9 protein-coding genes are annotated in these 9,221 nt (G+C 49.5%); all 9 read right to left on the reverse strand.

The window, feature by feature from the left end; genetic code table 11:
* Nucleotides 1–285: 285 nt before the first annotated feature.
* The 9 genes from T472_RS05650 to metF all read right to left on the reverse strand — a co-directional run bounded on the left by T472_RS05650 (nt 286) and on the right by metF (nt 9,168).
* Nucleotides 286–639: a Lin0512 family protein gene (locus tag T472_RS05650; protein WP_023383504.1), complete on the reverse strand. Its 354-nt coding sequence runs from the start codon at nt 637–639 to the stop codon at nt 286–288.
* A gap of 37 nt (nt 640–676) precedes the next feature.
* Nucleotides 677–1,378, reverse strand: a complete 702-nt coding sequence (locus tag T472_RS05655; protein ID WP_023383505.1) for a 2-oxo acid dehydrogenase subunit E2 — start codon at nt 1,376–1,378, stop codon at nt 677–679.
* Nucleotides 1,379–1,449: 71 nt separating this feature from the next.
* On the reverse strand, nt 1,450–2,430 hold the full coding sequence (locus T472_RS05660; protein ID WP_023383506.1) for an alpha-ketoacid dehydrogenase subunit beta: 981 nt from the start codon (nt 2,428–2,430) through the stop codon (nt 1,450–1,452).
* Complete coding sequence (locus T472_RS05665) at nt 2,427–3,410, reverse strand: thiamine pyrophosphate-dependent dehydrogenase E1 component subunit alpha (protein WP_023383507.1); 984 nt, start codon at nt 3,408–3,410, stop codon at nt 2,427–2,429. Before T472_RS05665 ends, T472_RS05660 begins: the two co-directional genes overlap by 4 nt.
* A gap of 20 nt (nt 3,411–3,430) precedes the next feature.
* Entirely contained in the window at nt 3,431–4,498 is a 1,068-nt protein-coding gene (locus tag T472_RS05670) for an ATP-NAD kinase family protein (protein WP_023383508.1), read from the reverse strand.
* 12 nt (nt 4,499–4,510) lie between these two features.
* Complete coding sequence (locus T472_RS05675; protein ID WP_023383509.1) at nt 4,511–4,774, reverse strand: biotin/lipoyl-containing protein; 264 nt, start codon at nt 4,772–4,774, stop codon at nt 4,511–4,513.
* A gap of 440 nt (nt 4,775–5,214) precedes the next feature.
* Nucleotides 5,215–7,596: a homocysteine S-methyltransferase family protein gene (locus tag T472_RS05680; RefSeq protein WP_023383510.1), complete on the reverse strand. Its 2,382-nt coding sequence runs from the start codon at nt 7,594–7,596 to the stop codon at nt 5,215–5,217.
* Nucleotides 7,589–8,272: a vitamin B12 dependent-methionine synthase activation domain-containing protein gene (locus tag T472_RS05685; RefSeq protein ID WP_023383818.1), complete on the reverse strand. Its 684-nt coding sequence runs from the start codon at nt 8,270–8,272 to the stop codon at nt 7,589–7,591. The genes T472_RS05680 and T472_RS05685 overlap by 8 nt, the downstream gene beginning before the upstream one ends.
* Nucleotides 8,269–9,168 (reverse strand): methylenetetrahydrofolate reductase [NAD(P)H], encoded by a 900-nt coding sequence (metF, locus tag T472_RS05690; protein ID WP_023383819.1) that lies wholly within the window; start codon nt 9,166–9,168, stop codon nt 8,269–8,271. Before metF ends, T472_RS05685 begins: the two co-directional genes overlap by 4 nt.
* Between the last annotated feature and the right edge of the window lie 53 nt (nt 9,169–9,221).

The following is a 9,221-nucleotide window of genomic DNA, read 5'->3' on the forward strand; positions in this document are numbered from 1 at the left end:
GCCCATGCCGGGCGCACAACGTAACAATCCCGCCTCCAGCTCAAAATGTGAGCCGAAGGCGGGATTGTATTTCAAATGATATTCCTTATGATTTCAGAGATCGCGCTTTCATCATTCGAAACAGTCACTATGCAGGCAATGATGATATAATCGTATACCAAGCCTATGATTGCCAGAAACCCATTTTTAAGGACAATTGTCCGAAAAAATGAACCAGGTAAATTGCAAAAAACCTTCCAAAACCCATTATAGGGTCTTGAAAGGCTGTTTTGCCAAAGCTTTCTGTCACATGTCCACATATACTGTAAGGACCGCTAGTGCGATCTCAATAGTCTCCCCTGCTCCGAATACCGGAACAAGAAGTCCATGTGCGTTGAGACCTCCCTTTACGACCTCTATGTCCCTGTTCCCTACCGGCACTGCCTTGAGTACTGCCGCCTTATCCAACCTTTCAGGGTCAGTGCAGCCGATCTTCACGTGGACATGCATCTTAAGCACATCCTTTTCCAGGATATCCTCTATTCCGCACAGGCAGCATCTCGATACCGCATCATTTACTGCCTTTACTGCTGCCTTCGTAATGTCTCCGCCATGAAGGTCTGCACCCATTCCGATTTCAATCACGTATCTCTTTTGCATTGGCATGACTCCTTTCATAAGATTCAGCCACTGATACCTACTGCATGATCACTGTGGGATCCTCCAGTATTTCGCAGACGGTATCAAGGTAAAGCGATGCAGGATAGCCATCGATTATCCTGTGGTCCACGGTAAGGCTGAGATAGAGCCTGAACCTGTCAGCAATCTCCCCGTTGACCCTTTCGAGCCTGGGTACCACCGCACCTACGCACAGTATCGCAACCTGAGGCGGGTTGATTATGGCCGTCGCAACTTCTATCTTCATCTTTCCGACATTTGTTACGGTAAAGGTTCCTCCTACCATGTCCTCTACTGCAAGGGCACCATTCCTTGCCTTTTCCGTAAGCTCCCGCGTCACTGCCATTATCTCGTTAACAGTCAGTTTATCTGCATTCCTTATAACCGGTGTCATGAGCCCGTTTGGAATAGCCACTGCCATATTGACATTGATATCCTCATAGGTCCTTACGATCCCGTTTTCAAATGTCGAGTTCAGCGCTGGATGCTTCACCAAGGCCAGTGCCGCTGCCTTCAGGACCATGTCGTTTATAGACGGAGCCTTTTCACCCTTGTCCTCTGCTTCCTTCTTGGCTTTTTCATGGGCTGCCATAAGATATGTAACATCCGCTGCCCTCGACAGCATTATTGCCGCGTTCTCATGGACACTTGCTGTCATCCTTTCTGCGATTATCTTCCTTAATCCTCTGACCTTTGTGTCAGTGTACCTTGCTTCTGACATACCTTCCCTCCGAAGGACAGCTGTATCCGGAAACACTTAGGCTTCCGGATACACACTGTCGTTTACTTGATTTATCCCAGAGCTTTCCTTATACCTGCAATTATGTCGTCCTCGTTTACCAGCCATTCCTTTTCAAGGACAGGCGAGAACGGGATAGGTGTATCTGGTCCGCAGACCCTGACCGGAGCCGCCTTCATGAACTTGAACGCATGCTCTGCGATCTCAAGCCCTATCTCAGTGACGGAGTTTCCGAAGCATGGCGCTTCGTTTACCAGGACCACCCTTCCTGTCTTCTCCACTGACTTTGCGATGGTTCCGATGTCAAGGGGCTTAAGGCTCCTTGGATCGACGACCTCTACGCTTATGCCTTCCTTGGCAAGCTTCTCTGCAGCCCTCAGTGATTTGTGGAGCATCATCTGTGTCGCTATTACAGTTACATCGGTGCCCTCCCTCTTCACGTCCGCCGAGCAGATGGGTACCGTATGATCCCCGTCAGGGACAAGTCCCTTTACGCCGTATAAAAGCTTGTGCTCATAGAAGAGTACGGGGTCATTGCCTCTTATAGCTGTCTTGAGCAGTCCCTTGTAGTCTGCTGGGGTACTAGGTATGAGGATCTTGATTCCCGGGATGTTCATGAACAATGCTTCAAGGCACTGCGAATGCTGGGCTGCAGCGGCTATGCCTGCTCCATTCGGAACCCTCAGCACCATTCCGCAGACCTTACCTTCCTCCTGCATGCCTGCCATGTATCTTGATTTTGTCGCCTGGTTTACAATGTAGTCCGCTGCGACTGATGTGAAGTCTGAGAACATGAGCTCGGGAACAGCTTTCATACCCATGTACGCCGCTCCTGTAGACAATCCCATTATGGCTGTTTCAGAAATCGGTGAGTCGATGACCTGTTTCGGGAACCTCTGGATGAGGCCTGCGGTAACACCGAAGCAGCCTCCGAACTTACCTACATCCTCACCTATCACGAAAACCTCCGGATTCCTCTCCATTTCCTCCGCAAGCGCCTCATTGATGGCCTGTGCTACGGTTATTTCCCTCATTTCAGGGCACCTCCTTCAAGCTCGAAGTAGACATCGGTGTAGGTTTCGGAAATGTCAGGATAAGGGCTTTCCTCCGCGAACTTCTGGGCTGCATCGATGACTGCTATCTGCTCGTTCTTGACCTCAAGGAGCTTCTCAGGTGCAGCTATACCCTTTTCAAGGATTATAGCCTCAAGTCTCTTTATCGGGTCCTTCTTCAGCCACATCTCAAGCTCTTCCTTAGGCCTGTAGGTTACCGGGTCACCCTCGAAGTGCCCCTGGTGTCTGTAGGTCTTGAACTCAAGTACGCAAGGCCCACCGCCTTCCCTGGTCCTCTTGAAGGCTTCCCCAGTAGCTTCAATAACTGCAAGGACATCATTCCCGTCAGCGGAGATCCCAGGCATCCCGTAGCTCTGGGCCCTTGCCGAAAGGTCCTGTATGTTGGATGAATCCTTGCTTGACATTGAAATTCCATAGCCGTTGTTGACTATGATGAACACTGTCGGAAGGTTCAGGACGCTGGCAAGGTTCATGCCTTCATGGACGTCACCCCTGTTTGCAGCGCCGTCACCGAATATGGTTATGGCAATGTTGCCGTCATTCCTGAACTTGTGGGAGAATGCATATCCGTTAATTATTGTCTGAGCGTCTCCAAGGATTCCGTTGCAGCCAAGCGCCCCGTTCTTGGGCGAGCAGGCGTGCATGGACCCTCCCTTGCCCTTGTTCGACCCGGTGGCTTTTCCATAAAGCTCTGCCATCAGAGCATTTGGGCTTATACCGAGTCCAAGAAGGAGACCATGCTCCCTGTGGCTCGTGCCTACGCTGTCCCCTGGCTTTATGTTGTAGTGCGTTCCGGCCATGAACGCCTCCTGCCCTATCCCAAGGTGTATGAATCCGGGAAGGACACCCTTCGCGAAAAGGTCAGACAGCCTTTTTTCAAAGAGCCTGATAAGCCACATTTCGCCATACAGCTTTATGAGATCCTCATTTGGTACTTTCACAGTCTTACCTCCTATTCAATTCAAATACCCCGGGGAGACTCCTCCCCGCAGCGCCTGTAGAAGCTGAAGCCCTCCAAAACATCCTTCGAACCTTCGCCGCACTCAATGAAGAAACCGCTGCCCGATGCCGCCTTGAGAGTCTCATGGATATCGATTACTACGGGTCCGTCAGGACTTAATTCAAGCTCTATCCTGTCTCCCCTGTTGAATGGAACCTCCCTCTCACCGTCCAGTGCTACCATACCTTCATTTGCCTTGACGAGTATCCTCTCATACGGGACCACTTCCCTGTATCCCCGAAACGCAATCTTGCTCATGACTCCCGGAGCCATGGGGACCCATGTCTCTACGCACCCCTTCTCGCCAAGCTCCACATAAACACCGTTTGGGTCAGTCTCCTCCACAGGATGGACGCTCCCAGCGATAGCAGACATTCCAAGGCAGTCGGGCTTTGCAACGGTGACCAGAAGCTCACTTATGGCGGAAGGGTCGTACAGTGCCCTTGCACCCACGTAGAGGTCACTGGTTATTGCCGCATCCACGAGGGCAATATCAGTGAATATCCCGTTCTTGTAAACCTTGATGCACTTTCTTTTTGACATCCTAAGCCACTCTTTGCCTTTATCCCTTTCCGCTACCACAGCAGCCATACCTGCAAGGGTACCCTCCATCATCCTTGGAAAGACATTGTTCGTACCCGTAGAAACCGGAATAAGCGGCACTTCACCGCAGGACTTCGCTACAGCCCTGTTAGTCCCGTCACCGCCAAGGGTTATGATGCAGCATGCTCCCATTTCCCGAAGCATCCTTGCTGCATTGGTTGAATCTGCCTGGTCATTCTCAACAAGGATATCCAGATATTTGACTTCCACATCTATCTTCATGCTTCTCTTCAGATGCTCGCATGCCTTATCAATTATCTGGAAAGCATCAGGCATGACACATATCTCCCTTAACCCTGAAGCATGTATCACGGACAGTATCCTCTGTATGATGTTTACCTTCTCCATGTTGTCGAAGACCGTAGCCTGTGCCACAAGCCTCCTTATGTCCTTTCCTGAAGACGGATTGGCGATTATTCCTATCATCTCATGACCTTCCTATAAAAATTCAGAAATATCATCTCCAGGTTCACCAAGCAGGGCAATCACCGTACCTATAGGTACCTCGTCACCTTCGTCCACAAGCAGCTTGAGTACAGTCCCATTTGCTTTGGCCTTCACCTGATTTGTTATCTTCTGGCTTTCCACCTCGCAAAGCTCCTGATCCTCCGCTACCAGCTCGCCCTCCTTCACCAGCCACTCGCTGAGCCTGATATCCGCTTCCATCATTCCAAGCTTCGGCATGATTACCTGCTCTACCATTTCCATACCTCCTCTCAATTAGTGCAAAATTAGAACCACAGTTTCAGGTTAACAATACACAATTTTATTGTCAAACTACTATCAATATTCCAATAATTCATATTTTCAGACAACTTAAGCTGTATTATCATTCCTTGCAAAACAAAAGTGAAATTGTACATGAAAATATGCTTAATGGTCTGATTGGGTCATACATCACCAGGTATTCCAATATTGGTTTACTTGAACTTGAATTCAGGGGAAACAGGATTCTCAGATTTCCCACGGTTTACATTAATTTCAGATATCGCACAAATTCTACATTTTATTCACTTTGCGTTAACATTAGCTCCCAAGAGTCATTTGCAAGCTCATTCAATATTCCCCAATCCTCGGGACTTATTGAATTCATCGCATTGAAAATAAAAAAAGGATGGTCTCCCATCCTTTAAAGCCTTATGTCACTGCTTTCCAAATACCTCTGCCGCCACAAGCACTCCTGCCCTGGCATCCTTGCAGTAGTAGTCTGCACCTATCGATTTCGCGTAGCTTTCAGTAAGTACCGCACCGCCTACGAATACCTTGACATCAGGTGCTTCCTTCCTCAGTGCCAGTATCGTCTCCTCCATTGAGGTTACTGTTGTTGTCATGAGGGCTGAAAGTCCCACAAGCTTTATATTCCTTGACTTTACCGCTTCGACGATAGTCTCCGCTGGAACATCCTTGCCAAGGTCAATTATCTCATACCCGTAGTTCTCAAGGAGTACCCTTGCCAGGTTCTTGCCAATGTCATGTATGTCACCGCGGACAGTTGCCATGACGATGGTACCCTTTGACTCAAGCTTCTCGCTCCCGGCGGTAAGACGCGCCCTTATTGTCTCGAATGCGGTTCCTGCTGTCTCTGCAGCCCTAATGAGCTGCGGAAGGAATATCGTCTTTTCCTCGAAAAGCCTTCCTACCTCATCAAGCGCTGGAACAATGTGGTCATCTACAACTGAAAGAGGAGGTTCCTTTTCAAGAAGAGTTCCGGTTATTTCAAGGATACCCTTTGAATCCCCTTCAAGGAGCAGCTCCCTGAAGGACTTAGAGGCTCCTTCCTTCTTGGGCTCTTCCTTCTTCAGAGGATTGAGCTGATTGTTGTAGGCGATGTAGTCTACCGCCCCGTCATCTATGCCAGCAAGCACGTTGAAGGCCTTAAGGGTGTCTACGATGCCTTCTGCTCCCGGATTTATTATCACCGTATCAAGCCCTGAGGTTAGTGCCATCGCGAAGTAGGTCCTGTTGATCAGAGCCCTGAAGGGCAGACCGAAGGATACGTTGCTTAAGCCCAGTGTGGTAAGCGCCCTGGTCTCCGACTTGACCCATCTCATTGCGTAAAGCGTCTCCATTACTGCCTTCTGCTGTGCCGATGCTGTAAGCACCAGGCAGTCTATAAGAAGCCTTCCTTCATCTATACCGTATTCCTTTGCTTCATCTATGAGCTTTTTCGCTACCTTTGTCCTTCCCTTTGCGTCATCCGGAATACCTTCATCATCAAGGCACAGCGCAACAACAAAGGCACCATACTTCCTTACTATAGGGTAGATCGAATCCATTGATGACTGCTTTCCGTTCACTGAATTTACTATTGAGACACCGGAATATCTCCTGAGGGCCTTCTCAAGGACCTCAGGCTTGGTGGAGTCGAACTGCAGCGGCGCGTCCACAAGGCCGCTCATCCCGTCGATTATCCGTATCATATACCCAGCTTCATCTATCTGTGGGAGTGAAGTGTTGACATCAAGGATTTCAGCCCCCTTCTGTACCTGCTCGAAGGCTACCTTCACTGCAGCAAGCGGATTCCCTGCCATGAACTGTTCCTTCAGTGCCTTGTTGCCTGAAGGGTTTATCCTCTCTCCGATGAGGGTGACCTTCCCGTCAAGCGAGACAGCCCTTTGGGCGGAGCAGACATACCTGCTGAGGGTCTTATGTTCCCGCTTCCTGAAGCTTGATCTTGCCTCCATAAGCTTTGCGGTATATAGAGGAGTCGTTCCGCAGCAGCCTCCTATCACCGATACTCCTATGCCTGCGAAAAGCTTCGCTGATTCCAGGAAGTCATCAGCAGTAACTGAATATCTTGATACTCCATGCTCTGTTATGGGAAGTCCTGCATTTGCCTGGACCATCACAGGTGTGTTCGTTGCCGAAAGGACCCTTTCAACTATCGGAAGGAGCTCCTTCGGACCCAGGGAACAGTTGACACCCAGTGCATCCACTCCCAAAGCGTCAAGGGACATCGCCATGATCTCAGGGCTGGTTCCGGTGAGGGTATTCCCGTCATCGGAAAAGGTCATTGTCGCAAACACGGGAAGGTTTGAATTCTCCTTTGCAGCCAGCACAGCTGCCCTCATCTCTCCAAGGTCAGACATGGTCTCGATAAGGATAAGGTCAGCCCCGGCCTTTGCTCCTGCAACTACCTGCTCCCTGAAAAGGTCGTAGGCTTCCTCGAAGTCGAGGAGTCCTATCGGCTTCATCATCTGTCCTATGGGCCCAATATCAAGTGCGACAAGTTTATCCGTGTCTTTAACAGAAGCCTTTGCGATACCAACGGCAGCTGTAATCACCTCTTCGGTGGAATGCCCTGACTCATAGAGCTTGTAGGAATTGGCTCCGAAGGTATTGGCAGTCACTATGTCTGCTCCAGCTTCAATGTATTCAGTATGGATCCTCTTTATAAGCTCCGGCTTTTCAAGGTTAAGAAGCTCAGGATTCTGACCAGGCTTCATTCCGTAGGCCTGGAGCATGGTACCCATCGCTCCGTCAAAAAGGAGCACTTCTTCTCCCAGTCGTTCAAGTTTATTCATTCTCAGCACTCCCCTGTCTTCTTGACGTGCAGTTATCCTTCAGGCTGCAGTCATCGCAGCTTTCGTTGCCGCAATAGTGGTCATTTCCCTTGTTGGTGTCGCCGTCAAGTATACCAAGTATTGCGACTATTGATTTTCTTGGTGTCATAAGCATGGTTTCAGTCAGATGGATCCCGATCCTTTTTTCAGCCTTGAGCTCCTCAAGGATCATCTTGTTTGTGGAAAGAGGCAGGTCACCGTATCCTGGCGCAAACCTGAAGGTCAGGGTCTGGTTAGGCTTGAGGTTACCCTCGATCTCCTTCTGGCACAGGTCTGCATAGCCCTCTACCAGAGCGGATGCGCATGCATCTGCGATCATGCCTGAAGTGGCTGAATGAAGCTTCTTCAGCTGGATGATCCTTTCCGCCTGTGGTCCTATTGTACACGCCATGATATAGGCAGTCTTCGCATTTGCAAGTATCCTTCTAATGTTCCTTCCCCTGAGCTCTATCCCTGTACCTGAAAGAGTGATGCATTCCTCTGATATTTCAAGGTCGTAGCTGCCATAGGTCCATTTGCCCCTGGCTGAAGCTTCAAGCTCATCAGTTATCTCAATCATCTCTTCCATTGTCCTGTCATCAGGAGGATTAGAGCCGTATCCGAGATACCTTGCAGCTTCCCTGAGGTCCGCTATCATCTTGATATAACCTTCCTAGCCTCTGAATATCTCACTGTTGATATGCTCTCCATTATCCTTCTTGTCGGCTCAGGCTTGTTCATCGTATATATGTGCACACCCTCGATTCCGAAGGACAGAAGGTCCACTATCTGGTCAACCGCATAGGCTATCCCTGCTTCCTGCAGGGATTTCGGGTCATGCTCGTACCTGTCAAGGATCCTCAGGAACTTTGGAGGCATATTGCAGCCTGATATCTCCTGGATCCTCTTCACCTGGTTGATGTTAAGTACCGGGAGTATTCCTGCTATAACGGGCTTCTCGATGCCTACAAGGTCCATCTTTTCCCTGAACTGGTAGAACAGCTCGTTATCGAAGAAGAGCTGCGTGACCAGGAAATCAACTCCATGGTCGACCTTCTGCTTCAGGTACTTGAGGTCATCGACCTTGTTCCTTGTCTCTACGTGTCCTTCCGGGTAGCATGCGGCACCTATTGAAAATCCTCCGAAATCAACGATCTCATCAATAAGCTCATATGCATACCTGTATTCAGGCTTCCAGCTCCTGTCCTCCCGGAAGGAGTCCGGTATGTCACCGCGAAGTGCGAGGATGTTCTCTATCCCGCTGTTCCTTATATCCTGCAGCATCTGGCGGATGGAATCCTTCGTAGAGGTCACGCAGGTAAGGTGGGCGATGGATTCGATACCGAAATCCTTCTTCACCCTAGATGCGATCTCAACGGTGTGCCCCTGTGATGAACCACCTGCACCATAGGTGACAGATATGAAATCAGGGGAAAGGTCCCTCAGCTTTTCAAGCGTCTCGAAAATGGTCTCCATGGGATATGTTGTCTTTGGTGGAAATATCTCGAAAGACACCGTAGTGTTTCCTTTTCCAAGCATGTCTCTTATCTTCATTCGTTTCCCTCTCCCCTTTTCTTGCGTTCTTAAATCAGCATATAAGCTTTCCT

Origin of the sequence: Youngiibacter fragilis 232.1 (genome assembly GCF_000495435.3) — a bacterium.
GTDB lineage: Bacteria > Bacillota > Clostridia > Clostridiales > Clostridiaceae > Youngiibacter > Youngiibacter fragilis.